This window comes from Herbihabitans rhizosphaerae (genome assembly GCF_004216555.1).
Taxonomy (GTDB): Bacteria; Actinomycetota; Actinomycetes; order Mycobacteriales; family Pseudonocardiaceae; genus Herbihabitans; species Herbihabitans rhizosphaerae.
In genome coordinates this window covers 273,635-297,325 of the sequence record NZ_SGWQ01000006.1, presented here as the reverse complement: position 1 = coordinate 297,325, position 23,691 = coordinate 273,635, and the positions used below count along the sequence as shown (strand labels likewise).

At 66.8% G+C, this 23,691-nt stretch carries 22 protein-coding genes; 19 read left to right on the top strand and 3 right to left on the bottom strand.

From position 1 onward, the window contains the following. Positions 1-12 precede the first annotated feature (12 nt). Complete coding sequence (locus tag EV193_RS19785; RefSeq protein WP_423202191.1) at positions 13-489, top strand: DUF501 domain-containing protein; 477 nt, start codon at positions 13-15, stop codon at positions 487-489. Positions 490-499: 10 nt separating this feature from the next. Here the strand turns inward: EV193_RS19785 and EV193_RS19780 are convergent, their stop codons facing one another. After that, on the bottom strand, positions 500-724 hold the full coding sequence (locus EV193_RS19780; RefSeq protein ID WP_130345653.1) for an alpha/beta fold hydrolase: 225 nt from the start codon (positions 722-724) through the stop codon (positions 500-502). 250 nt (positions 725-974) lie between these two features. Between EV193_RS19780 and EV193_RS19775 the strand changes: the two genes are divergently transcribed. The 16 genes from EV193_RS19775 to hisS all read left to right on the top strand — a co-directional run bounded on the left by EV193_RS19775 (position 975) and on the right by hisS (position 20,662). Continuing rightward, a complete protein-coding gene (locus EV193_RS19775; protein WP_242613511.1) occupies positions 975-2,234 on the top strand; it encodes a lytic transglycosylase domain-containing protein in 1,260 nt (419 codons plus the stop codon). A 19-nt stretch (positions 2,235-2,253) separates the two neighbouring features. Further along, positions 2,254-3,216, top strand: a complete 963-nt coding sequence (locus tag EV193_RS19770) for a Ppx/GppA phosphatase family protein (protein ID WP_130345652.1) — start codon at positions 2,254-2,256, stop codon at positions 3,214-3,216. Between the two features lie 19 nt (positions 3,217-3,235). After that, positions 3,236-4,882, top strand: coding sequence for a peptide ABC transporter substrate-binding protein (locus EV193_RS19765; RefSeq protein ID WP_130345651.1), 1,647 nt, complete (start codon positions 3,236-3,238; stop codon positions 4,880-4,882). Positions 4,883-5,028: 146 nt separating this feature from the next. Next, a complete protein-coding gene (locus EV193_RS19760) occupies positions 5,029-6,669 on the top strand; it encodes a peptide ABC transporter substrate-binding protein (protein ID WP_130345650.1) in 1,641 nt (546 codons plus the stop codon). Between the two features lie 373 nt (positions 6,670-7,042). Continuing rightward, complete coding sequence (locus EV193_RS19755) at positions 7,043-8,689, top strand: peptide ABC transporter substrate-binding protein (RefSeq protein ID WP_130345649.1); 1,647 nt, start codon at positions 7,043-7,045, stop codon at positions 8,687-8,689. A 74-nt stretch (positions 8,690-8,763) separates the two neighbouring features. Next, the gene (locus EV193_RS19750; protein ID WP_130345648.1) at positions 8,764-9,690 is read left to right on the top strand and encodes an ABC transporter permease; all 927 of its coding nucleotides are present in this window, start codon (positions 8,764-8,766) and stop codon (positions 9,688-9,690) included. Continuing rightward, positions 9,683-10,636 (top strand): ABC transporter permease, encoded by a 954-nt coding sequence (locus tag EV193_RS19745; RefSeq protein WP_130345647.1) that lies wholly within the window; start codon positions 9,683-9,685, stop codon positions 10,634-10,636. The genes EV193_RS19750 and EV193_RS19745 overlap by 8 nt, the downstream gene beginning before the upstream one ends. Before the next feature lie 13 nt (positions 10,637-10,649). Further along, entirely contained in the window at positions 10,650-11,672 is a 1,023-nt protein-coding gene (locus tag EV193_RS19740) for an ABC transporter ATP-binding protein (RefSeq protein ID WP_130345646.1), read from the top strand. Then, on the top strand, positions 11,665-12,699 hold the full coding sequence (locus EV193_RS19735; protein WP_278044192.1) for an ABC transporter ATP-binding protein: 1,035 nt from the start codon (positions 11,665-11,667) through the stop codon (positions 12,697-12,699). The genes EV193_RS19740 and EV193_RS19735 overlap by 8 nt, the downstream gene beginning before the upstream one ends. A gap of 85 nt (positions 12,700-12,784) precedes the next feature. Next, on the top strand, positions 12,785-14,506 hold the full coding sequence (locus tag EV193_RS19730) for a S8 family serine peptidase (protein ID WP_130345645.1): 1,722 nt from the start codon (positions 12,785-12,787) through the stop codon (positions 14,504-14,506). Between the two features lie 39 nt (positions 14,507-14,545). Next, positions 14,546-16,297 carry a S8 family peptidase gene (locus EV193_RS19725; RefSeq protein WP_423202190.1) on the top strand — a complete coding sequence of 584 codons (1,752 nt, stop codon included), beginning with the start codon at positions 14,546-14,548 and terminating at the stop codon, positions 16,295-16,297. Positions 16,298-16,465: 168 nt separating this feature from the next. Beyond that, the gene (locus EV193_RS34575) at positions 16,466-16,768 is read left to right on the top strand and encodes an SAV_915 family protein (RefSeq protein ID WP_341273182.1); all 303 of its coding nucleotides are present in this window, start codon (positions 16,466-16,468) and stop codon (positions 16,766-16,768) included. Position 16,769: 1 nt separating this feature from the next. Then, positions 16,770-17,063, top strand: a complete 294-nt coding sequence (locus tag EV193_RS19715) for a hypothetical protein (RefSeq protein WP_130345644.1) — start codon at positions 16,770-16,772, stop codon at positions 17,061-17,063. 87 nt (positions 17,064-17,150) lie between these two features. Next, positions 17,151-18,242 carry a hypothetical protein gene (locus EV193_RS19710; RefSeq protein ID WP_130345643.1) on the top strand — a complete coding sequence of 364 codons (1,092 nt, stop codon included), beginning with the start codon at positions 17,151-17,153 and terminating at the stop codon, positions 18,240-18,242. A 61-nt stretch (positions 18,243-18,303) separates the two neighbouring features. Then, positions 18,304-19,104 (top strand): hypothetical protein, encoded by an 801-nt coding sequence (locus tag EV193_RS19705; protein WP_130345642.1) that lies wholly within the window; start codon positions 18,304-18,306, stop codon positions 19,102-19,104. Positions 19,105-19,327: 223 nt separating this feature from the next. After that, positions 19,328-20,662, top strand: coding sequence for a histidine--tRNA ligase (gene hisS, locus EV193_RS19700; protein WP_130345641.1), 1,335 nt, complete (start codon positions 19,328-19,330; stop codon positions 20,660-20,662). Here hisS and EV193_RS19695 read toward each other — a convergent pair. Continuing rightward, positions 20,631-21,686: a hypothetical protein gene (locus EV193_RS19695; RefSeq protein WP_130345640.1), complete on the bottom strand. Its 1,056-nt coding sequence runs from the start codon at positions 21,684-21,686 to the stop codon at positions 20,631-20,633. The two genes, hisS and EV193_RS19695, sit on opposite strands and share 32 nt — an antisense overlap. Before the next feature lie 112 nt (positions 21,687-21,798). Beyond that, complete coding sequence (locus EV193_RS19690; protein WP_130345639.1) at positions 21,799-22,878, bottom strand: beta propeller repeat protein; 1,080 nt, start codon at positions 22,876-22,878, stop codon at positions 21,799-21,801. Positions 22,879-23,005: 127 nt separating this feature from the next. Here EV193_RS19690 and EV193_RS33415 point away from each other — a divergent pair, with 127 nt between their 5' ends. Then, positions 23,006-23,182, top strand: a complete 177-nt coding sequence (locus EV193_RS33415) for a hypothetical protein (protein WP_165401422.1) — start codon at positions 23,006-23,008, stop codon at positions 23,180-23,182. A 4-nt stretch (positions 23,183-23,186) separates the two neighbouring features. Beyond that, complete coding sequence (locus tag EV193_RS19685; RefSeq protein WP_130345638.1) at positions 23,187-23,378, top strand: hypothetical protein; 192 nt, start codon at positions 23,187-23,189, stop codon at positions 23,376-23,378. The last annotated feature ends 313 nt before the right edge of the window (positions 23,379-23,691 follow it).

Genomic DNA, 23,691 nt, shown 5'->3' with positions numbered 1-23,691 from the left:
GGTTTCGAGCCGGTGACCGAGGCGGACGCGGCGGTGGTGGCCGAGCAGCTCGGCCGCCCGCCGCGTGGGCTTCGGGCGGTCGCCGCGCGCTGTCCGAGCGGTCACCCCTCGGTGGTGCAGACCCACCCTCGGCTGGAGGACGGCACGCCGTTCCCGACGTTGTACTACCTCACGTGTCCGCGGCTGACGTCGCTGGTGAGCACGCTGGAGGGCAACGGCGTGATGCGGGAGATGACCGCGCGGCTGGACGAGGACGCCGACCTGGCCGAGGCCTACCGGAGCGCGCACGAGTCCTACCTCGCCGACCGCGACGCGATCGAGCCGCTCGGCACCGACGTGAGCGCCGGTGGCATGCCGAGCCGGGTCAAATGCCTGCACGTGCACCTGGCGCACACCCTGGCCCGCGGCCCCGGCGTGAATCCGTTCGGTGACGAAACCATGGAGCTGCTCGCCGACCTGTGGCCCTCCGGCGACTGCGCCGCTCGGTGACGGCGGCGGATCAGGCGCGAGCGGACCGCCGTCGTCGGCGTGCTTGCGGTCGATTCCCGCGCAGGTCGGCGCACATGACCGTGAACCGGTCGGCCAGCGGTGGCGCGACATCGCGCCACATCAGGTGGGTCTGCGGAAAGCCGTGCAGCAACAGCACCGGCGGTCCGGAGCCGTGCGTCCGCACGTGAATCGTGGTCTCGCCGGTGTCGACCTCGATGCTGGAGAAGTCGTCCATGTCGCTCACTGTCCCGCATGTCGGCGTGAACTGAAGGCGGGATGAACGCGCGACGGCGGGTGGCGTTCGGCTGACAAAAACGGGTACCGCAATAGTCCGCGCACCCGTAGAAAACTGGCGGGCGGTGCGTGCAACCTGGTTCGTTGGTGGTTCCGTCTGGTAGGCACGGTGGACGGCGGTGACAGGACGGTCCTGCTAACCGATAACGACCGTGCGGTCCGCCGGACGATGTGGTGGGAGGACGTTTAGCGTGGCGAGGGCGAGTAGGAAACCCAAGGACGGACCAAGCGAGCCGGTCCGGCAGCGACGGCAACTCGTGGCCGGGGTCCTCACCTGGACCGCGCTGATGGTGCCCGCCGTGTTCGCCACCAACGCCGCCGCGGGCTGGATGGACGGCATGCGGCACGGCGAGAAGCCCAACGAGGGCGCCCGGTTCGCCGGGCAGGCCTTCCCGGACGATCCCGACACCCTGGGCGTCGACGGCACCAAGCCGGAGGCGCAGCAGATCGGCGAGGACGTGCTGCGCGACGCCGGCGACCCGACCAAGCTGGTCGGCCAGGTCGGCCCGCTGGTGATCCTGCCGAACGGCCCGACCGGCATCCCGGGTTCCGCGCTGCAGGCCTACCTTCGCGCGGCCGAGAAGCTCGCCGCCATGCAGCCCAGCTGCCACCTCGACTGGCCGCTGCTGGCCAGCATCGGCCGCATCGAGTCCAACCACGCCCGCGGCGGGCGGGTCGACGCGGCCGGTAACACCGCGTCCCCGATCGTCGGCCCCGCGCTGAACGGCGCCGGGTTCGCCTCGATCTCCGACAGCGACGGCGGCGTGTTCGACGGTGACACCGTGTGGGACCGCGCGGTCGGCCCGATGCAGTTCATCCCGACCACCTGGCGCGGCTACGCCTCGGACGGCAACGGCGACGGCGTGTCCAACCCGCACAACATCTACGACGCCACGGTCGCCTCCGGCCGCTACCTGTGCGCCGGCGGCGGGGACCTCCGCGATCCGGGCCAGCGGGCCCAGGCCGTGTTCCGCTACAACCACTCCGACTCCTACGTGCGCACCGTGCTGATCTGGGCCGACGCGTACGCCCGAGGTGTCACCCCGCTGCCGTCGGACACGGTCGCGCCGGTGGGCAACCCGAACCCGGACATCCTCGCGGCGCGCCAGCCGCAGCCGCCGGTGTTCCCGCCGGCGCCGGGCGCACCGCTGCCGCCTGGGCCGGGTGGCCCAGGCCAGGGCCCGCCGCCGGGACCTGGCCCCGGTCCGGGCCCGCAGCCGCCGACAAGCACGCCGACTACCCCGCCGTCGAGCACGCCGACCACCCCGCCGTCGAGCACGCCGACCACGCCGCCGACGACGACCCCATGCCCGACGCCGACCCCGACGTCGCCGAGCGTGCCGCCGGGCTCGACCACGCCGCCGAGTTCGACCACGCCGTTGCCGGGCACCAAGCCGGCGCCTACGACACCCCCGCCGGGCAGCACGACGCCGCCGCCCTCCTGCGGCTGAGACCACATAAGGTGGCGGCATGCCAAGGGTTGCCGCGATCGACTGTGGAACGAACTCCATCCGCCTGCTCGTGGCGGACGTGACGGTGCGCGAGGACGGCACGTCCTGGCTGCGTGACGTGCACCGCGAGATGCGGGTCGTGCGCCTCGGCGAGGGCGTGGACGCCACCGGAGTCCTTGCCCCGCAAGCGTTGAAGCGCACCCGGGACGCGCTGGCCGACTACACGGCGATCCTGCGCCGCAAGGGTGCCGAGCGGGTGCGCATGGTGGCCACCTCGGCCACCCGCGACGCCGGCAACCGCGACGAGTTCTTCGCCATGACCCGCGAGGTGCTCGGCGTCGAGGCCGAGGTGATCACCGGCGACGAGGAGGCGCGGCTGTCGTTCACCGGCGCGGTCGGCGACCTCGACCCGGACGACGGCCCGTTCGTCGTGGTGGACGTCGGCGGTGGCTCGACCGAGGTGGTGGTCGGCACCTGGGACGGCGCGCGCGCCGACGTGACCGCGGCCCGTTCGGTGGACATCGGCTGCGTCCGGATCACCGAGCGCTGCCTGACCACGCCGGACGGCGCGCCGCCGAGCCGCGAGCAGGTCACCGAGGCGGAGAACCTGGCGGAGTCGATCCTGGCCGACGCGTTCGCCGCGGTGGACACCTCGGGCGCGCGCACCTGGGTCGGCGTGGCCGGCACGGTCACCACGTTGTCCGCGGTCGCACAGGGTCTGGACGAGTACGACCCGGAGCAGGTGCACCTGTCCCGGCTCCCGCAGGAGCAGCTCAAGTCCACTGTGGACGGTCTGCTGTCCAAGACGCACGACGAGCGGGCCGCGATCGGCTCGATCCACCCCGGCCGGGTGGACGTGATCGGCGGTGGCGGGGTCGTCGTGCGGGTACTCGGCGACTTGCTCGCGAAGAGCGCGGGCATCGCCGAGATGGTCGTCAGCGAGCACGACATCTTGGACGGAATCGCGCTTTCCCTCGCCTGATCTCGGCTACTTTGGCGACATGAGATCTCAGCGTCCACTGTGGACATTCGGTGTGGTGGGCGCGCTGGTGGTCGCCCTCGGCGGATGCAGCACGACGGTCGCCGGCACGGCGAGCGTCGACCCGGCGGCCACGACGACCACGTCCCGTCCTCCGGCGCCGGCGAACCTGAACGCCGCGATCACCGTGTGGGGCACCGAGCCGGACAACCCGCTGGTGCCGGGCAACACCACGGACCCGGGCGGCCAGCAGATCATCGACGCGCTGTTCACCGGTCTGGTCGAGCAGGAGCCCGGCACCAACGAGATCAAGCCGGCGCACGCGCAGAGCTGGGAGGTCGGCGCCGACGGCAAGCGGCTGACGATCAAGCTCAAGCCGGGCTGGCGGTTCCACGACGGCACCCCGGTCACGGCCAAGAACTACGTCGACGCGTGGAACTTCACCGCCGCGGCGGCCAACGGCCAACAGGGTGCCGGCTACTTCGAGCAGATCGCCGGCTATCCGGAGGTCCGCGCGCCGGGCAGCGCGGTGCGCGAGATGGCCGGCTTGAAGGTGGTCGACGATTCCACCTTCACCGTCGACCTCGCCCAGCCGAGCGCGACCTTCGTGAAACTGCTCGGCGACCCGCTGTTCTCCCCGCTGCCGGACGCGTTCTTCAAGGATCGGGCGTCCTTCGAGTTGAAGCCGGTCGGCAACGGCCCGTTCCAGTTCGTCAGCCGGGTACCGGGCAGTGAGGTCGTGCTCGCCCGGTTCGAGCAGTATTCGGGCCCCAAGCCGAAGGTCAGGCAGGTGCGCTTCCGGTTCGGCGCCGGCCAGGAGGCCGGGTACGCGAGCCTGATGACCAACGAGGTGGACTTCATCGGCGAGATCCCGCCGTCCAAGCTCGCCGGCGGGCGGTACAAGACCGAGTTGCGCGGCCGGAGCGCGAGCGCGGACCGGCTGGCCAACCAGACCCTGGTCTTCCCGCTCTACGACCCGAAGTTCGCCAATCCGGATCTGCGCAGGGCGATCTCGATGGCGATCGACCGCAAGAAGATCACCGAGACGGTCTTCGCCGGCGACCGCAAGCCGTTGAAGGGCTACGGCGCGCCGGGTCTGCCGGGGTGGACCGACGGCGCGTGCGCCGAGTACTGCGAGTACAACCCGACAAAGGCCAAGGAGCTGTTCCAGCGTTCCGGTTTCGCCGGGCCGATCGAGCTGATCTCGAATGCGCAGAGTGGCCACAAGGAGTGGGTCGAGGCGGTCTGCAACCAGATCCGCAACACCCTCGGCGCCGACTGCGTGTTCAAGCCGGTGGAGATCAGGGAGCTGCTCGAGAAGAAGAACGCCAAGCAGCACACGGCGATCTTCCGGAGCGGGTGGCAGGCCGACTATCCGGACGTGCAGAACTTCCTGACCCCGATCTACCGCACCGGCGCGCCGTTCAACGACGGCCGCTACACCAACCCCGCGGTGGACCAGAAGCTGGCCGCCGCCGAGGCGGCGCACGGCACGAACCCGTCGGAGGCCTACCGGCTCTACCGCGAGGCCGAGCAGTTGATCGCGGCGGACATGCCGGTGATCCCGCTGTGGAACAACGCGACGCCGCACGGTTGGTCGACGCGGCTGCGCAAGGTGCGGGTCACTCCGGTATTGGGCCTTGATCTGATGGCGGTCGAGGTGGAATGACGAATGCTTGAAAAGCTACTTAAGTACTGAATCGGACAACCTGAAACTCACCTTAAGCTGAATGCTGTTTCAGGTGGCGATCCTCCCTTACGGTGCCTCCCCAAACGGTTCGGGAAACCCCGTCGAACCAACAGGAGGACGCACAGATGCGAAAAGGACGAGCGCTGTCCTTGATTGCGCTGCCGGTTTCGGTGGCGCTCGCCGTCGCCGGTTGTGGCGGCGGTGGAAACTCCGGATCGGGTGGCGACAACGAGTCCACCGAGATCACGGTGCACGGCACCGAGCCGGAGAACCCGCTGGTTCCTGGCAACACCACGGAGGCCGGCGGTAGCAAGATCATCGACGCGCTGTTCACCGGTCTGACCGAGTACGACTCCGTCACCTACGAGACCAAGCTGGCCAACGCCGAGAAGATCGACGTGTCGCCGGACGGCAAGAAGATGACGGTGGTGTTGAAGAAGGGCTGGAAGTTCCACGACAACACCGAGGTCAAGGCCGACAACTACATCAACGCCTGGAACTACACGGCCAACTCGAAGAGCGGCCAGCAGGGCGCGAGCTTCTTCGAGCCGGTCGTCGGCTACGAGGACGTGCACACGACCGACCCGGACGAGAACGGTCCGCAGAAGGCGCCCGAGCCGAAGACCGACAAGATGTCCGGCTTGAAGAAGGTGGACGACTACCAGTTCACCGTCGACTTCACCAAGTCGCACGCGGTGTTCCAGAAGAAGCTGGGTTACGGAGTCTTCTCCCCGCTCCCCGACTCGTTCTTCAAGGATCCGAAGGCGTTCGAGGACAAGCCGGTCGGCAACGGCCCGTTCAAGTTCGTGTCCCGGCTGCCCAGCCAGGAGTTGAAGGTCGAGCGGTTCGACGCGTTCCTCGGCCAGAAGCCGAAGGTCAAGAAGGTGAAGTTCGACTTCGGTAAGGACCTGGAGGCCGGCTACGCGGCCGTGCGCTCCAACGAGCTGGACTTCATCGACACGATCGCGCCGTCGAAGCTGGTGAGCAACCTCTACAAGACGGAGTTGAAGGACCGCAGCGGTTCCGGTGACCTGATGTCCATTCAGATCATCGTGTTCCCCTTGTACGACAAGAAGTTCGCCAACCCGGACTTCCGCAAGGCGATCTCGATGGCGATCAACCGGCAGGAGATCACCGAGAAGGTCTTCGCCGGAAACCGAAAGCCGGTCAAGGGCTACGGCGTGCCGAACCTGCCGGGCTGGACCGATGGCGGCTGCGGCGAGTTCTGCGAGTACAACCCGCAGAAGGCCAAGGAGCTGTTCGACAAATCGGGCTACCAGGGCCCGATCGAGATCACCTCGAACGCCGACGGTGGGCACCGCGAATGGGCGACCGCCGCCTGTGGTCAGATTCGCAACGCGCTGGGTCGGGAGTGCAACTTCGTCCCGGTGCAGACCTTCGGTGAGATGCGCCAGAAGACCAACGCGCACTCGCACAACGCCATCTACCGTGGCGGCTGGATCGCGGACTACCCGGACATCGAGAACTTCCTGAACCCGCTGTACAAGTCCGGCGGATCGTCCAACGACGGCAACTACAGCAACAGGGCCGTCGACGAGAAGCTGTCGCAGGCCGACGTCGCGTTCGCGACCAGCCCGCCGGAGGCCTACCGCCTGTACCACGAGGCCGAGGGCATGATCGCCAAGGACATGCCCGCGGTGCCGCTGTGGAACACCACCACGCAGTACGGTTGGTCCAAGCGGTTGAAGAACGTTCGGATCACGCCTCAGCGCGAACTCGATCTGATCAACGTCGAAGTGGGCTGACCGAGTACTCAGGTCCACAGTGGACAGTCCGCTGGTCGGATGGCCGGCCAGGTGCCCGACCAGCGGATGTCCCGACGAATTCCCGGTTTTTCCCAGTTATCGCCACATCTTGCTTGGTGATGCCGAGTCGTAGCCTTAAATCCTCTTTCAGTTTGCGATACCAGGAGGACGCGGGCGGACACGAACCGTAGTGAACTCGGGTAAATCGGTTGACAGGGCCGCATCGTGACGGCTTTGTGACCGGCTCCGGTGTGGCTTAGCCCTCAGTCCGGATTACGGTCCCTCACTACGGTCTGGGACGTGAGTTCCCGTCACCGGTAAGGGCTGTGCTCGCGTAAGGCGAGCCGCCATGTAAGTGGGAGAGGACGCACACATGCGAAAAGGACGTGCACTGTCCTTGACGGCGCTGCCGGTTTCGGTCGCGCTCGCTGTCGCCGGTTGTGGCGGCGGCGGTGACAGCGGCAGCGGCAGCGGAGCCAACAACGAGACCCATGAGGTCTCCGTGCACGGCACCGAGCCGGAGAACCCGTTGGTTCCGGGCAACACCACCGAGACCGGTGGTAGCAAGATCATCGACATGTTGTTCACCGGCCTGACCGAGTACGACCCGGTGACCAACGAGACGAAGATGGCCAACGCCGAGAGGGTGGACATCACCCCTGACGGCAAGAAGATGACCGTGGTGTTGAAGAAGGGCTGGAAGTTCCACGACAACACCGACGTCAAGGCCGACAACTACGTCAACGCCTGGAACTACACGGCCAACTCGAAGAACGGCCAGCAGGGTTCGAGCTTCTTCGACGCCATCGCGGGCTACGACGACGTGCACACCTCCGACCCGGACGAGGACGGTCCGCAGAAGGCGCCCGAGCCCAAGTCGGACAAGATGTCCGGCCTGAAGAAGGTGGACGACTACCAGTTCACCGTCGACTTCACCGAATCTCACGGCGTTTTCAAGCTCAAGATCGGTTACGGCGTGTACTCGCCGCTGCCGGACTCGTTCTTCAAGGACCCGAAGGCGTTCGAGGAGAAGCCGATCGGCAACGGGCCGTTCAAGTTCACCTCCCGCGTGCCCGGCCGCGAGGTGAAGGTCGAGCGGTTCGAGGAGTACCAGGGCGCCAAACCGAAGATCAAGAAGGCCAAGTTCGACTTCGGCAAGGACCTGGAGGCCGGCTACGCGGCCGTGCGCTCCAACGAGTTGGACTTCATCGACACGGTCGCCCCGTCGAAGCTGGTGAACAACCTCTACAAGACGGAGTTGAAGGACCGCAACGGGAACCAGGACAACCTGGCGATCCAGATCATCGTCTTCCCGCTGTACGACAAGAAGTTCTCCAACGCCGACTTCCGCAAGTCGATCTCGATGGCGATCAACCGGCAGGAGATCACCGAGAAGGTGTTCGCCGGTACGCGTAAGCCGGTCAAGGGCTACGGCATTCCGGGTCTGCCCGGTTGGTCCGACGGCGGCTGCGGCGAGTTCTGCGAGTACAACCCGCAGAAGGCCAAGGAGCTGTTCGAGAAGTCCGGCTACCAGGGCGCGATCGAGATCACCTCGAACGCCGACGGTGGCCACCGCGAGTGGGCGACGGCGGCGTGCGGCCAGATCCGCAACGCGCTGGGCCGGGAGTGCAACTTCGTCCCGGTGCAGACCTTCGGTGAGATGCGGCAGAAGACCAACGCGCACTCGCACACCGCGATCTACCGCGGTGGGTGGCAGGCCGACTACCCGTACGTGGAAAACTTCCTGAACCCGCTGTACAAGACCGGCGGATCTTCCAACGATGGTGCGTACTCCAACAGGGCTGTCGACACCAAGCTTGCCGAGGGCGACGTGGCGTACGCCCGGAGCCAGCAGGAAGCGGACAAGCTGTACCACGAGGCCGAAGGCATGATCGCCAACGACATGCCGGCGATCCCGCTGTGGAACACCTCCGTCCAGTACGGCTGGTCCAACAAGCTGAAGAACGTCCGTATGACGCCTCAGCGCGAACTGGACCTCCTCACGGTCGAGGTCGCCTGATCGCAAACAGGTACGGGGCTGGCCCACAGCGTTGTGGGCCAGCCCCGGTGCGATGAAGGAGAGAAGAGAGGTCAATGGGCCGGTACGTCATCCGGCGGCTGCTTCAGCTGATCCCGGTATTCCTAGGAACGACGTTCCTTATCTATGTACTCGTCTGGGCGGTACCCGGCGACCCGTTCGCCGGCATGTGCGGCGAACGGCCGTGCGAGCCCGGGTTCATCGCGAAGATGAACGAGAAGTTCCACCTGGACGACAACATCTTCAGCCAGTACTTCCAGTACCTGGGCAACCTGGTGCAGGGCGACTTCGGGGAGACGTACAACGGCAACTCCGTCGGTGAGCTCATCGCGCTGAGGTATCCGGTTTCCGTTCAGCTGGCCGCGCTCGCGGTGGTCATCGAGGCGATCATCGGTGTCATCGCCGGCGTCCTCACCGGCCTGCGCGGCAAGGGCTTCCTGGACAATCTGGTCCTGGTCTCGACGCTGTTCCTGATCTCGCTGCCGGTCTTCGTCACCGGTTTCGCGCTGCAGATCCTGCTCGGCTTCGAGCTCGAGTGGGTCGATCCCGTCGTGTCCAGCGACCCGACGCTCGGCGAACTGTTGCTACCTGCCTTCGTGCTCGGCAGTTTGTCGCTGGCCTACGTGGCACGGCTGACCAGAACGTCGCTCATGGAGAACAAGCGCTCCGACTACGTGCGCACCGCGGTGGCCAAGGGCCTCAAGCCCAGCCGTGTGGTGGGCGTGCACCTGATGCGCAACTCCATGATCCCGGTGATCACCTTCCTGGGCACCGACCTCGGCTCGCTGATGGGCGGCGCGATCGTGACCGAGGGCATCTTCGGCATCCAGGGCATCGGCAAGATGACCTACGACGCGATCCTGCAGAAGGAAAACATCACGGTCACCGGCGTCGTGGTCCTGCTGGTGATCGTCTTCCTGATCGTCAACCTGCTCATCGACCTGCTGTACGCCGTTCTCGACCCGAGGATCCGTTATGAGTGACCCGACAGCGGCAAGCACCGCGGTGGACAGCGCAGGCGCCTACGTCACCGCGGCCGAGCACGCGGAGCCCACCACCGGCAAGTCACGCAGCCTGTGGTCGGACGCGTGGCGGAACCTGCGCAAGCGGCCGACCTTCATCATCTCGATGGTGATCATCACGTTCATGATCATCCTGGCCGTGTTCCCGTCGATGTTCACTTCCGCCGACCCGACCCACCAGGATCTGCAGCGGCAGATGCTCAAGCCGTCCGCGGACGCCTGGTTCGGCTACGACTTCCAGGGTCGCGACATCATGGCGGGGGTCGCGCACGGCGCGAAGTGGTCGCTGCTGGTCGGCTTCTTCGCGAGTCTGCTCACGGTCCTGATCGGCGGCACGGTCGGTGTCATCGGCGGCTATGCCGGCGGTTGGCTGGACGGCATCCTGTCCCGCATCGGGGACGTGTTCTTCGGCCTGCCGTTCGTACTCGGCGCGATCGTGATCCTGTCGGCGTTCCGTGCCGCGGGCTTGAAGAGCGCCTTCGGCCTGGTCATCGTGGTGGTGCTGGTGATCTCCGCGTTGACCTGGCCGGTCGCGATGCGGATCATGCGCTCCGCGGCGATCTCGGCCAAGCAGCAGGACTACGTGAAGGCGGCCCGCGCGCTCGGCGCGAACTCGTTCCGGATCATCACCAAGCACATGCTGCCGAACTGCATGGCACCCGTGATGGTGTACGCGACGATCCTGTTCGGTGCCACGATCGGCGTCGAGGCGACGCTGTCGTTCCTCGGCATCGGGCTGCGCGCACCGGCCATCTCCTGGGGCGTGATGATCGCGGAGTCCCGCGACTACGTCCAGCACGCGCCGCACCTGCTGCTGTTCCCGGCCGGCTTCCTCGTGCTCACGGTGCTCGCATTCGTGATGCTCGGCGACGCCGTGCGCGACGCACTCGACCCGAAGCTACGGTAGGAGTACCCACCACATGTCCACAGTGGACTATTCGAACGGGGACCACTCGAATTCCGAGCTCCTCCTCGAGGTCGACGACCTCTGGTTGGAGTTCCGTACCTCCGACGGTGTCGCCAAGGTCCTCAACGGCGTGAGCTACAACGTGCACGCCGGTGAAACCCTTGCGGTGCTTGGAGAATCGGGTTCCGGAAAGAGTGTCACCGCGCAGGCGATCATGGGAATCGTGGATATGCCGCCTGGTGTGATCACCGGCGGCGAGATCCGCTACCACGGTGAGGACCTGCTCAAGCTGAGCGATACCCGCAGGCGTGAGATCCGCGCCGAGGGCATCTCGATCATCTTCCAGGACGCGCTGTCGTCGCTGAATCCCGTCTACACCGTCGGGTTCCAGATCGGCGAGCAGCTCCGGCTGCGGCGCGGCATGTCGCGCAAGGAGGCGCAGAAACGCGCCATCGAGCTGCTCGACATGGTGAAGATCCCGAACGCCAAGGGGCGGGTGAAGCAGTACCCGCACGAGTTCTCCGGCGGTATGCGGCAGCGCGCGATGATCGCGATGTCGCTGGCGCTGGACCCCGAGGTGCTGATCGCCGACGAGCCGACCACCGCGCTCGACGTGACCGTGCAGGCGCAGATCATGGACCTGCTCAAGGAGATCCAGGTCGAGCGGCAGATGGGCCTGATCCTGATCACCCACGACCTCGGTGTGGTCGCCGAGGTCGCGGACAAGATCGCGGTCATGTACGCGGGCCGGATCGTGGAGCGGGCGGCGGCGACCGAGCTGTACCGCATGCCGGGCCACCCCTACACGCTGGCGCTGATGGACTCGATGCCCAGGCTCGACCAGCGCGGCCAGACCCTGAACACGATCAAGGGTCTGCCGCCGAGCCTGCTGAACATCCCGCCGGGCTGCCCGTTCGCACCCCGGTGCCCCAGGGCACAGGACATCTGCACCGTGGAGCTGCCCGAGTCCAAGGATCTTGGTCTCGGCCGCACCAGCGCATGCCATTTCGCGGAGGAGTTGGTCAACCGTGTCTGAGGCGATCCAGTCAGATGCGACACCGGGCGGCGGCGAGTCGATCATCGAGGTCCGTGATCTCGTCAAGCACTTCCCGGTCCAGGTCGGCATCCTGTTCAAGCGCACCGTCGGCCATGTGAAGGCCGTCGACGGCGTGTCGTTCGACCTGAAGCGCGGCGAGACGCTCGGCGTGGTCGGGGAGTCCGGCTGCGGCAAGTCGACGCTGGCGCAGGTGCTGATGCGGCTGGTGCCGCAGACCAGCGGCTCGGCGACGTTCGAGGGGCGCGACATCTTCAAGATGCGCGGCTCCGAGCTGCGCAAGCTGCGCCGCAGCATCCAGATCGTGCTGCAGGACCCGTACACCTCGCTGAACCCGAGGATGACGGTCGGCGACATCGTCGGCGAGCCGTTCGAGATCCACCCCGAGGTGGCGCCGAAGGCCTCGCGCCGCCAGAAGGTGCAGGACCTGCTGGACGTGGTCGGGCTGAACCCCGAGCACATCAACCGGTACCCGCACCAGTTCTCCGGCGGTCAGCGGCAGCGCATCGGCATCGCCCGCGCGCTCGCCCTGCGGCCGCAGGTGATCATCTGCGACGAGCCGGTGTCCGCGCTGGACGTGTCGATCCAGGCGCAGGTGATGAACCTGCTCGGCGATCTGCAGGACGAGTTCGGGCTGTCCTACATGTTCATCGCGCACGACCTCGGCGTGGTGCGGCACCTGTCCGACCGGGTCGCGGTGATGTACCTGGGCAAGGTCGTGGAGATCGGCACCGAGACCGAGATCTACGAGCACCCGACGCACCCGTACACCCAGGCGCTGCTGTCCGCGGTGCCGGTGCCGGACCCGTCGCTGCGCGGGCAGCGGCAGGTGATCAGGCTCGAGGGCGACGTGCCGAGCCCGGTCGACCCGCCGTCGGGCTGCCGGTTCCGCACGCGTTGCTGGAAGGCGCAGGACCTCTGCGCCGAGGAGCAGCCGGAGCTGATCTCGCGTCTCGGCGGGCACGACAGCGCCTGCCACTTCGCCGAGGAGCGCCAGGTCGTTCCGTGAGGTGACACCTCTCAAAAGACCGGTCGGGGACCCTGCACCAACCGAATAGAGAGAGGCAACACGCATGAGGGTTCGCAAATCACTCATGTCAGCGGTGCTCGTCGCGCCGCTGGTCGCCGGTCTCGTCGTCGTGGCAGTGAACAACACTGCCTCGGCGGCGCCGGCGGCCGCACTGTCCGGCGCGGCGACGGACTTCAACATTCTCGTGACCGAGGGCGCGAGTGTTGAGTCCACTGTGGACGCGGTGCGCGCGGCCGGTGGCACGGTCGTCACCGTGAACAAGGCGGTCGGCCTGCTGACCGTGTCCGCGCCGCGCACCGGATTCGCCGAGCGGTTGAAGTCCAACCGGGCGGCCACGGTCAGCGCGGTCGCGCCGGCCAAGGCGATCGGGCACGCGCCGAGGACCCCGGTGAAGCCGAAGCGCGACGCCACCGAACGCGGTGCGCGCGCGACCACGGCGAGCCCGGCACAGGCGCGTGCCGCGGCGTCCACGATGGACCCGCTGGACGAGAAGCTGTGGGGCTTGAAGATGGTGCGCTCGGACCTGGCGCGCACCAAGCAGCCCGGTGACAAGCGGGTGAAGGTCGGCGTGCTGGACACCGGCATCGACGGCAGCCACCCGGACATCGCGCCGAACTTCGACGCCGCGCTGTCGCGCAACTTCACCCGCGACATCCCGAACGACGAGCTCGGCCAGATCGTGGACGGGCCGTGCGAGTTCCGCGGCTGCGTCGACCCGGCGAACTGGGACGACGGCGGCCACGGCACGCACGTCGCCGGCACGATCGCCGCGGCGGCCAACGGCTTCGGCGTCTCCGGTGTCGCGCCGAACGTGACGCTGGTGAACATCCGTGGCGGCCAGGACTCCGGTTCGTTCTTCCTGCAGCCGGTCGTGGACGCGATGGTGTACTCCGGTGACGCGGGGCTGGACGTGGTGAACATGTCCTTCTTCGTGGACCCGTGGCTGTACAACTGCGACGCCAACCCGGCCGACGCGCCGGAGTTGCAGGAGCAGCAGCGGCTGATCAAGACCGCGGTCACCCGTGGCCTGAACTACGCGTACCGCAAGGGCGTCAGCCAGGTGGTGTCGCTCGGCAACCAGCACTCCGACCTCGGCAAGCCGCAGCCGGACGCGTCCAGCCCGAACTTCCCGGCCGGCGGGGCGTACCAGCGGCAGATCGACAACGCGAGCTGCCTGAGCCTGCCGATCGAGGGCCCGCACACGATCGGCGTCTCGGCGCTCGGGCCGTCGCAGAAGAAGGCGGACTACTCGAACTACGGGCTGGAGCAGATCTCCGTTTCCGCGCCCGGCGGGTATTTCCGCGACTACTTCGGCACGCCGTGGCACCGCACGAACGAGAACATGACCCTGTCGACGTTGCCGCGCAATGTGGGAATCGCGGAGGGTCTGATCGACGAGGCCGGAAACGTCACCCAGAAGGGCATCGACGCCGGTGTGCAGAAAGCGTGCCAGGCGGACGGGACCTGCGGTTTCTACCAGTACCTGCAGGGCACCTCGATGGCCTCTCCGCATGCCGCGGGTGTGGCCGCGCTGATCGTCAGCCAGTACGGCAGGAACCAGGGCGGCGAGTTCGGCTTGAAGCCGGACCGGGTGCAGAAGGTGTTGGAGGGAACGGCTTCCAAGACTCCGTGCCCCGTTCCGCCGACCGTGGACTACCTGAACGAGGGGCGGGACGAGACGTTCACCGCGACCTGTGCGGGCACGAAGGAGTTCAACGGCTTCTACGGTCACGGAATCGTCGACGCGTGGTCCGCGATCACTCAGGGAAGCAAGTTTCTCAAGTAGCAACACCCCTTTGTTTCACGAACATCGAAAGGGAAATTCGTGAAGGTGCGCAAATCGGTGTTGGCCGCCGCGCTCACCGCGCCGCTCGTCGCTGGTCTCGCCTTTGTGGCGACCAGTGCGAACGCGGCGCCGGACGCGGCCGCTCAACCAACAGGTCCGACAACGGAATTCAACGTCCTGGTCGCCGACGGCGGTAGCGTCGAGGCAGCCGAGAACGCCGCGCGGGCGGCCGGCGGCACGGTGGTGGCCAGCAACAAGGCCGTCGGCCTGCTGACCGTCTCGGCGCCGCGCGACGGGTTCGCGGCGAAGGTGAAGGGCAACCGCTCCTCCGCGATCAAGGAGGTCGCGCCGACCCGGTCCATCGGTCAGGCCCCGAAGGGCAAGCCGAAGGACGACAAGGTCGTCGAGAAGGAGAACAAGGGCAAGGCGCGCTCGGCGGCCGGCAACCCGGCCGTGGCGAAGAAGGCCCAGGCCGGGCTGGACCCGCTGGACGAGAAGCTGTGGGGCTTGAAGATGGTGCGCTCGGATCTCGCGCGCACCAAGCAGCCCGGTGACAGGGCCGTGAAGGTCGGCGTGCTGGACACCGGTGTGGACGGCAACCACCCGGATATCGCGCCCAACTTCGACAAGGGCCTTTCGCGCAACTTCACCCGCGACATCCCGACCGACGAGCTCGGCCAGATCGTGGACGGGCCGTGTGAGTTCCGCGGCTGCGTCGACCCGGTCGACCACGACGGCGGCGGGCACGGTTCGCACGTGGCCGGCACGATCGCGGCGGCGGCGGACGGCTTCGGCATCTCCGGTGTCGCGCCGAACGTGACGCTGGTCAACATCCGCGGTGGCCAGGACTCCGGGTTCTTCTTCCTGCAGCCGGTCGTCGACGCGATGACCTACGCGGGCGACGCGGGCCTCGACGTGATCAACATGTCGTTCTTCGTGGACCCGTGGGCGTACCTGTGTGACGCCAACCCGGCCGACGCGCCGGAGCTGCAGGCGCAGCAGCGGCTGATCAAGGGTGCGCTGTTCCGCGCGCTGAACTACGCGTACGGCAAGGGCGTGACCCAGGTCGTGGCGCTGGGCAACGGGCACCACGACAACGGCAAGCCGCCGACGGACGAGGACAGCCCGAACTTCCCGGCCGGCGGCGCGTACCCGCGCGAGATCGACAACGCCACCTGCCACGACATGCCGCTGGAGGGGCCGCACACGATCGGCGTCTCGGCGCTCGGGCCGTCGCAGCGCAAGGCCGACTACTCCAACTACGGGCTTGAGCAGATCTCGGTGTCCGCGCCGGGCGGGTTCTTCCGCGACTACGTCGGTACGCCGTGGTTCAACACCAACGAGAACCTGATCCTCTCGGTGTACCCGCAGAACGTGGGTGTCGAGGAAGGAACCATCGACGCCCAGGGCAACATCACGCCCAAGGGTGTCGAGGAGGGCGTGCAGAAGGCGTGCAAGCAGGACGGCAAGTGCGGCTTCTACGCGTACTCGCAGGGCACCTCGATGGCGTCCCCGCACGCGACCGGTGTGGCGGCGCTGATCGTCAGCCAGTTCGGCAAGAAGCAGGGCGGCAACGTCTCGATGAGCCCGGACACGGTGCAGAAGGTGCTCGAGGGCACCGCCGCCAAGACGCCGTGCCCGGTCCCGCCGACCGTGGACTACAAGAAGGAAGGCCGCGACGACTCCTTCACGGCGACGTGTGAGGGCTCGCAGGGCTTCAACGGGTTCTACGGCTGGGGCATCGTGGACGCCTGGTCCGCCGTGACCCAGGGCCAGAAGTACCTGAAATAGCAACGAGTTCGCCGAGCCGGGGTGTCCACAGTGGACACCCCGGCTCGTGCGTTCAGACGTGAAGTACGCCGCGGTTGACAGCCAGGTGATCGCCACTACTATCAGGTACGGAGAGTGAACTCTACGTATGGGGGTCGTTGAGTGGCATCCACATTCGAACCGGTGCAAATGTCTGAAGCGCTGACATCGAGCGGCCGTGTACCGTTTCCGCCAGTTGTATACCTTCCGGTCAGTGCAGTACCTGAGCCTGGTGGGGATCCTGAAATAGAGCTCCGCCAGATGAGCGATGGTCGACGCGCCCTGCTTACCTATTCAGCGTTAGATCGGCTGGTAAACCTGTGTGGCCCTGATCAGCCATGGGTGGTGCTGGCGACTGACAAGTTGGAAGAGATCGATCGATGGGCGCGATTCGACGTCGTTCTTCTTGATGTTGAGATCCCAGCGGAGCATAGGCACCAGGGGGCTGGCTGACATGGATGGGCAGGGATATCAGGTCGCCGTTTCCGGTGTGGGCGCCGCCGGAAAAGCGCTCGGCGTAGCGAGCGAAGACTTGAACAATCTCGCGCCCTCGGCGCCGGGCATGCCGGATGCCGGTGACCTGAGTGGCGATCTCGCACAGATGATCAGCAAACTGACCGGGGCTGCGGGTGAGATCGTTCTCGGCACAGGTGCGGCCGCCGAGGCGGTAAACGTGAGCGGCAAGAGCTATTTTCAGACTGACGATGCGGTGGCCCGGACCGTATCGAGCGTTGACGGGCCTAAATGATCTGTAACTGGGGCAAGAATGACAATCGAAACGAACATTCCTGGAAGCCCTGACAGTATTCGAGGGGCAGCAAGATGGCTCGCGGACATGCTCGCGAAGGGCGTGCATGATGCCGGCACGCAGATGCATAAAGCTCGTGTCGAGTCGGAGCGCACGTGGGACGGTGCGGCTGGGGAACGTTTTCGCTCGATGATGAGCGGCGGAGCCCGCAGGGTTGACGAGGTGGCGACCGACACTGCGAAGATGGGGCAGTCGTTCCACCGTGTCGCCGACGATCTACATACCTCGCAGGCCGGTATGGCGCGAGCCAGGCAGATTGCTCGCGACGGCGGGTTGGAGATCAACGGTACGCAAATCCTCGAGCCTGGCTCGGCTCCGACGGCGCCGCAGTCGCTGCCCGCCGACGGCACAGCCACACCTCAGCAGGCCAAGGCTCACGCTGACGCCGTCGCAGCCCAGCAGATCCATGCGCGCAAGGTTGAAGCCTTCAACGCGGCGAAGGAGGAAGCGTCGACCGCGGGAAAGGTGTGGGATGGCGCCAAACGGTATTTCAGCGATGTTGGCAAGGACGCTTGGGGAAAGAAGTACTTCGTTGCATCCGAGTTCGGCAAGAACCTTGTCGAGACGTATGGCAAGTCAATACGGAACGACTTGGTCAAGGAATCGGACCGTCTCAAGGGCGTGGCGGAGACGTGGGCGAAGCGCTATGCGGCGGATGCGAAGTTGGGGCCATTCAGTCCCTCCGCAAAGGTAGCTCATGCCGAGCAGATGGCTGCGCAACAAGCAGCCGATGATACCGCGAGGAGAGCAGGCAATATCGGAAGCCGTGTGCTCAGCAAGCTGCCAGGACTAGGATGGGCAATTACGGCCGGCGGTATTGGATACGATATTGCGAACGGCAAGCCGGCGGGGAAAGCGATCATCTCCGGTCTCGGCGGAATGGCTGCCGGCGGCGCTGCGATTGCCCTGGCCAGTGGCCCACCTGGTTGGGTGGCCGGTGGCGCCGTCGCAATCGGAGTGGGTGTTGGAGTTGGACTCGACTATGTCTACGATGCACTGCCTGATGGTTTGAAAAAGGGAATCGAGGACGGTGTCAAGGCGGTGGGTAATGCCGCTAGCGACGCGGTCAATGCGGTTGGGAGCGCAGCCAAGAAGGTGTGGAACTCTCTGTTCGGCTGAAAGGCGTCGTATGCGTGCTGGCGAAGAACTGAAATGGCCAGTCGAATGGCACGATTCAAGGATGGTGCGCCGAGTCTGCATCGTCCTGTTCGTTCTGGTGTTGCTCCTGATCTTCGTGGCCGCTGGCCTGCATGCGCTGCTGAATGGGGATGGATGGCGCGCGGTGTACTTCGCACTGGTCTGCGTCGTCCTCACGCCGGTGTTCGGCGTGGGGCTCATAGGTGTAATCGCCTCACGACGTCGCGCCAGGACGAAGGTATTCGGCGAGGTTGGGGCCGCCTCCGGGATGATGGTTCCGTATTCTTCGGCGTACTACATTTTGATGCTGATCTGGCCAGCAAGTCTCCTGGTGTTGTCGGCCTGCCTGGTTCTCATCGGAGTATTCGCACTCGATTTCAATGCAGGAGTCGCGGCGGAGGACCTGCTGTTGCTCATTGCCGGCCTGCTCGTCGCCATCTACATGGCGTGGTCACTCAAAGAAGTGATAACTGGGAGGTTCCGGCGTGGCTCTGTGCTGCTTACCCAGTCGGGAATCCAGCACAGGTCGTGGGCCTTCCGCTGCTCAATCTCGTGGGATGGCTGTGCGTCAGTGCGTGCCGTGGAGGACCAACGCCATGGCCACGTCATCGAGGTGGTTCCAACGGCGCCGGAAGCGGCTGTGTTCGAGCGGACGACCTGGCTGTGGCGGCAACCAGAGCTCAAGGCGGCTCCCACTGTTCGGATCCATGGCGTGTACCTGTCGGCGGACCCGGCCGTTCTCTACTACGCGATGCGCTTCTATGCCGCGAATCCAGCGGCTCGGCGGGAATTGGCCAGCGAGGTCGGAATTGACCGGATCAGGAGTGGTCGCCTGACGGCGTGAAGCCCTTGAGTAGCCAGGAACTTGAACGAACGGCGAGTCAACTGTCCACATTGACCCCGTACGCGTTTGGTGATCAGGAGCCGCAGGAACCACGTACTCGCGCCGACGCCGAAGTCATTGACCGGTTCTGCTCATCGAACGCGAACCGGTAGAACTTGCTGGGCCCCGACGGGGTTGCCAGCATGCTGAGATCGGTTGGTGCGAGGGCGTTAAGCTGGCTGACGTGCCCGAATACTTGCCGACCACCCCGTACCGGGGGACCAGGGATTTCCTGCCGCCGGAGATGTCCGTGCGCACGCAGGTCTACGAGCGGCTGTACGGCGTGCTGGAGAGCCGCGGGTTTCAGCGCTACGACGGGCCGGTGCTCGAGCCGATCGAGATCTACGAGGCCAAGTCGAGTCGCGAGATCGTCGAGCAGCAGCTGTACACGCTGACCGACCGTGGCGGGCGGCGGCTCGCGCTGCGCCCGGAGATGACGCCGTCGGTCGCGCGGATCATCGCGGGCAACGCCGGCAAGCTGCAGTTCCCGGTTCGCTGGTACAGCAACCCGAACTGCCACCGGTACGAGCGGCCGCAGCGCGGTCGGGTGCGCGAGCACTGGCAGATCAACGCCGACATCTTCGGTTCGGAGAGCCCGTCGTGTGAGATCGAGATCTTCGAGCTGATCCACGACATGCTCGGCGGCATCGGCGCGACCCCGGACATGTGGCGGCTGCGGGTGTCCGACCGGGTGCTGCTGTCCAGCATCCTGACCGACATCGTGGAGCTGGACGAGAGCCTGCTGCGCGGCGTTTCGTCCATTGTGGACCGTTGGGAGAAGTACCCACGGGAGAAGCTGGCCGAGGACGCCGGCGCGCTGGGCGTGACCGACAAACAGTTCGACCGGCTGGCCGAGACGCTCGCCGGCGGCGCCGCCGTGCTGGACGAGATCCCCAGTGCGGTAAGGGAAAACTCGCAACTGGCCAAGGTGCTCGTCACCGACGCGGCCGGCCTGGTCGAGTTCGACCCGATGATCGTGCGCGGGTTCGACTACTACACCTCGACCGTGTTCGAGGTGTTCGACACCAGCCCCGAGAACAACCGCTCGCTGTTCGGTGGCGGGCGCTACGACAACCTCGTCGGGCTGTACTCGGCACAGAAGATCCCGGGCATCGGGTTCGGCATGGGCGACGTGACGCTGATCGACTTCCTCGGCACGCACGGGCTGCTGCCCGAGCCGCTGGCCGAGGTGGACGTCGTGGTGATCCCGGTGGAGGCGGACCTCGCCGATCCGGCCCGGTCGGTGGCCCGCTCGCTGCGCGCCGCCGGACTACGCACGTCGACCCCGCTGGAGCCGCGCAAGCTCGGCAAGGAGATCACCCGTGCGGACAAGGCCGGCGCGCGCGTGGTGGTGATCGTCGGCCGTGAGGACTGGGACGGCGGCAGCGTGACGATCCGGAATCTCGTTACCAAGCAACAGGATCAGGTGTCGGTGGACTCGGTCGGCGCCGCCGTCCGGGCGTCGCTCGATCAGGCCGCGGAGGACGTCACCGGGGCCGGCGGAGCACCGTCGTCTTGATGCCGTAGGTCGGTCCGACCGCCCACACGGTGCCCGTCTGGTCGACCGTGATGTCACCGTTGGCGCCCCCGGTGCCGGCCACCGTGGTCCACGTGCTGCCGTCGTAGTGCCGAACGCCCGTCGAGCCGACCGCCCAGATGTCGTTGGGGGACAACGGGTGCACGGAGACGAGCCTCTCCTCGTTGCTCGCGATCGTGGACTGCCAGCGAGTGCCGTCCCAGGTGGCGACCTCGCTGCCGTAACACGCCCGGGGTGGGCACGGCGCGGTGTACAACCCGACCGCGATCGCCCCGGCCGGGCCCACCATCGCGATGTCGGTCAGGCTCGGGATCCGGGTGGGGCCGACCATGCCGAGGTCGTGCACGGTCCACGTGCTGCCGTCGAAGTGGCACATCGTCCTGCCGGCGATCCAGATGTCGGTCGCCGTGCGGGCCGCGATGCTGTGCGCCGAGCGGCAGCCGGTCGGCACGACGCGCCATTCCGTGCCGTCCCAGTGGATCACCACAGGGGTGGACGTCGTCGTGTCCGCCGCGGTATGGCCGCCGATCGCCCACACGTTGTCCCGCGCGATCGCCTCGACGTCGAACAGCCTGGTCGCGTCGCGGTCGGCGCCCAGGTTGGGGCTCGGCACCCGGCTCCACGCCGTGCCGTTCCAGTGCTGGACGAGGGTGTCCGTGCCGATGCCCGAGGTGTCGGCGGCCGCTGAGCCGACGGCCCACACGTCGTCACGGCCCGTCCCGTCCACGGCGCGCAGGCTCGCGCTCCGGCCGGGTGTCGGGGCGGCGGGGACCACCTCGATCACGCGGCCGTTCCACCGTTCGATGAGTGCGTCGGTGTAGCCGGTGTCGCCGACCATCCACACCGCGTCGGGTGCCGCCGCGTACACCCCGGCGAGGGTGTTCGTGGTATCCGACGGGTTCGGGCTCGGCACCCGCGTGAACTCGGTTTCGCCGGCCGAGGCGGGCGCCATCGCGCTGAGTGTCGCCGCCGCGACGGTGACGAGCGTGAGCACTGCGATGTCCATGGACTTCCGCACGGTGCCTCCCAGCTGAGCGGTTGGAACCCGTCGAATCGACGGTAACCCGCGGTAGCTCGGTTGGACCCGTGCGTAGGGGCCGGTTCAGGGGCGCTTCCCGTTACGGCGTGGACCTGAGCACGACGGTGGTGGCGGGGCGCCCGGTCGCCCCGGTTGCCCAGACGGTGCCGGACGAGTCGGCCGTGACGCCGGCGAGCGAGCCGGCCGGTGCTGTCACGGGTGTCCAGGTGCTGCCGTCGAAGTGCAGCACACCGGCGGTGCCGACGGCCCAGATATCGTTGGGGGACAACGGGTGCACGGCGGTGAGCTTCGAGTCGCGCCCGATGATCGTGCGCTGCCACCGCGTCCCGTTCCACCTGGCGAACTCCGGGTCGGTGCAGAACGCGCCGCCGCACGGGTAGGTCGACGAGCCGACGGCGATCGCGTCGGTCGGGCTCAGCACGGCCACATCCGCCATGACCGGCACTCGCGGGAACCGGGCGAGATCGCCGAGCGACGTGTTGGTCCACGTGGTGCCGTCGAAGTGGCAGCTGCTCGCGCCGATCAGCCAGATGTCGGTGGGGCTGACCGCGGTGATGCCCCGCAGGCTGGGCCAGCACGCGGTTTGCACGAGGGTCCACGCCGAGCCGTCCCAGTGCATGACGACCGTGTTGTCGCCGCCGTCGGCCGCGCGGTGAATGCCGATCGCCCACACGTCGTTGGGGGCCAGGGCGTCGACGCCGGTGAGCGTGGTCGAATCGCCGTCCGCGCCGACGTTGGGGCTCGGCACGCGGCGCCACGCTGAGCCGTCCCAGTGCTGCACCAAGGAATCGGTGCCGGTGCCCGGCACGTCGCCGATCACCGAGCCGACGGCCCACACGTCGTTCGGGCCGGTGCCGTCGACGGCGACCAGGCCGGACTTGGAGCCGGGTGTCCGCGAGGCGGGCACGGTGGTCACCTCGGTGCCGTTCCAGCGCGCGATGAGTGGCGCGGTGCCGCCGGTCTGGCCGACGAACCACACCGAGTCCGGGGCCGCCGCGTACACGCCGTGCAGGTTGTTGTCGGCCGTCGGCGCCGGGTTCGGGCTCGGCACCTGCTCGAACGCCGCCGCCTGCTCAGCCGACGCCGGTGTCAGTACCGCGACAGCGGCAACCGCCGCCGTGAGCACCGCGAACGCACTGATCTTCACCGATCTCCCCATGGTCCCTCCCCGGACTCTCGATCACCGGGCGCGAGTCAAGCACGATCGCCGTGGCCGCAGCGGGTGATTTGACCAAGTTCGAAACCCGTGCTTATCGGCCACCGGAATCGCCGACGTCGATGCCGGCGTGCTCGATGACGACCTGCTGCCGGACGAGGCGCGACGGCGCTGTGAAGAAGTTGGCCAGTTCACCGAGGCGGTGCGCACCCGGATGCGTCGCCAGCAGGTCCTGTTCGAGCCCGGCCGGTCGATCGAGATCCTGATGTCCGAGTCAGCACTTGTTGCACCCGATCGCACCGCCTGAGGTGATGGTGGGCCAGGTCCATCGGCTGATCGCGGCGATCGGCACGCCGAACGTGCGATTCGGCATTCTGCCCGCGCGGACCCGGATGCCCCACGTCCTGACACATGGGTATTGGGTCGTCGACCAACTTGTGATGGTCGAGTTGGTCGACGTCGAGTACACGATCTCCGACCCGATCGTGTGGACACTTACATGAAGATCACCGATCGGCTCTGGCGCGTGGCGGTCGAGGGTGACCAGGCGCGTGAACTCCTCGTGCGGACTGCTGAGGAGTTCATGCGGTGATCAACTAGGTGTGGTTTGACGCTATAGCGACGAATTTGGACAAGTTGTGTGGGCTTTCGCCCCGGTGCCGCTGCCTGGCCAGCACTGTCACCCGTCTGGCGTATGGAGGAGTCCGCAGAGTTGGCTGTAGCGTGCTGATCGATGAGGGTGATTGTCAAAGCTCTCTGACTGGGGACTGGGGTATGTAGCAATGAGGTTTGGGCAGCTCGGCCTATTTGGCACGT

Coding starts and splice junctions, on each gene's coding strand:
- EV193_RS19715 (WP_130345644.1), top strand. CDS start 16,770: ATGGATGGGCAGGGATATCAGGTCGCCGTTTCCGGTGTGGGCGCCGCC.
- EV193_RS19765 (WP_130345651.1), top strand. CDS start 3,236: ATGAGATCTCAGCGTCCACTGTGGACATTCGGTGTGGTGGGCGCGCTG.
- EV193_RS19760 (WP_130345650.1), top strand. CDS start 5,029: ATGCGAAAAGGACGAGCGCTGTCCTTGATTGCGCTGCCGGTTTCGGTG.
- EV193_RS19730 (WP_130345645.1), top strand. CDS start 12,785: ATGTCAGCGGTGCTCGTCGCGCCGCTGGTCGCCGGTCTCGTCGTCGTG.
- EV193_RS19710 (WP_130345643.1), top strand. CDS start 17,151: ATGCTCGCGAAGGGCGTGCATGATGCCGGCACGCAGATGCATAAAGCT.
- EV193_RS19685 (WP_130345638.1), top strand. CDS start 23,187: ATGGTGGGCCAGGTCCATCGGCTGATCGCGGCGATCGGCACGCCGAAC.
- EV193_RS19695 (WP_130345640.1), bottom strand. CDS start 21,686: ATGGACATCGCAGTGCTCACGCTCGTCACCGTCGCGGCGGCGACACTC.
- EV193_RS19770 (WP_130345652.1), top strand. CDS start 2,254: ATGCCAAGGGTTGCCGCGATCGACTGTGGAACGAACTCCATCCGCCTG.
- EV193_RS34575 (WP_341273182.1), top strand. CDS start 16,466: ATGTCTGAAGCGCTGACATCGAGCGGCCGTGTACCGTTTCCGCCAGTT.
- EV193_RS19750 (WP_130345648.1), top strand. CDS start 8,764: ATGGGCCGGTACGTCATCCGGCGGCTGCTTCAGCTGATCCCGGTATTC.
- EV193_RS19740 (WP_130345646.1), top strand. CDS start 10,650: ATGTCCACAGTGGACTATTCGAACGGGGACCACTCGAATTCCGAGCTC.
- EV193_RS19755 (WP_130345649.1), top strand. CDS start 7,043: ATGCGAAAAGGACGTGCACTGTCCTTGACGGCGCTGCCGGTTTCGGTC.
- EV193_RS19705 (WP_130345642.1), top strand. CDS start 18,304: ATGGTGCGCCGAGTCTGCATCGTCCTGTTCGTTCTGGTGTTGCTCCTG.
- EV193_RS19745 (WP_130345647.1), top strand. CDS start 9,683: ATGAGTGACCCGACAGCGGCAAGCACCGCGGTGGACAGCGCAGGCGCC.
- EV193_RS19690 (WP_130345639.1), bottom strand. CDS start 22,878: ATGGGGAGATCGGTGAAGATCAGTGCGTTCGCGGTGCTCACGGCGGCG.
- EV193_RS19780 (WP_130345653.1), bottom strand. CDS start 724: ATGGACGACTTCTCCAGCATCGAGGTCGACACCGGCGAGACCACGATT.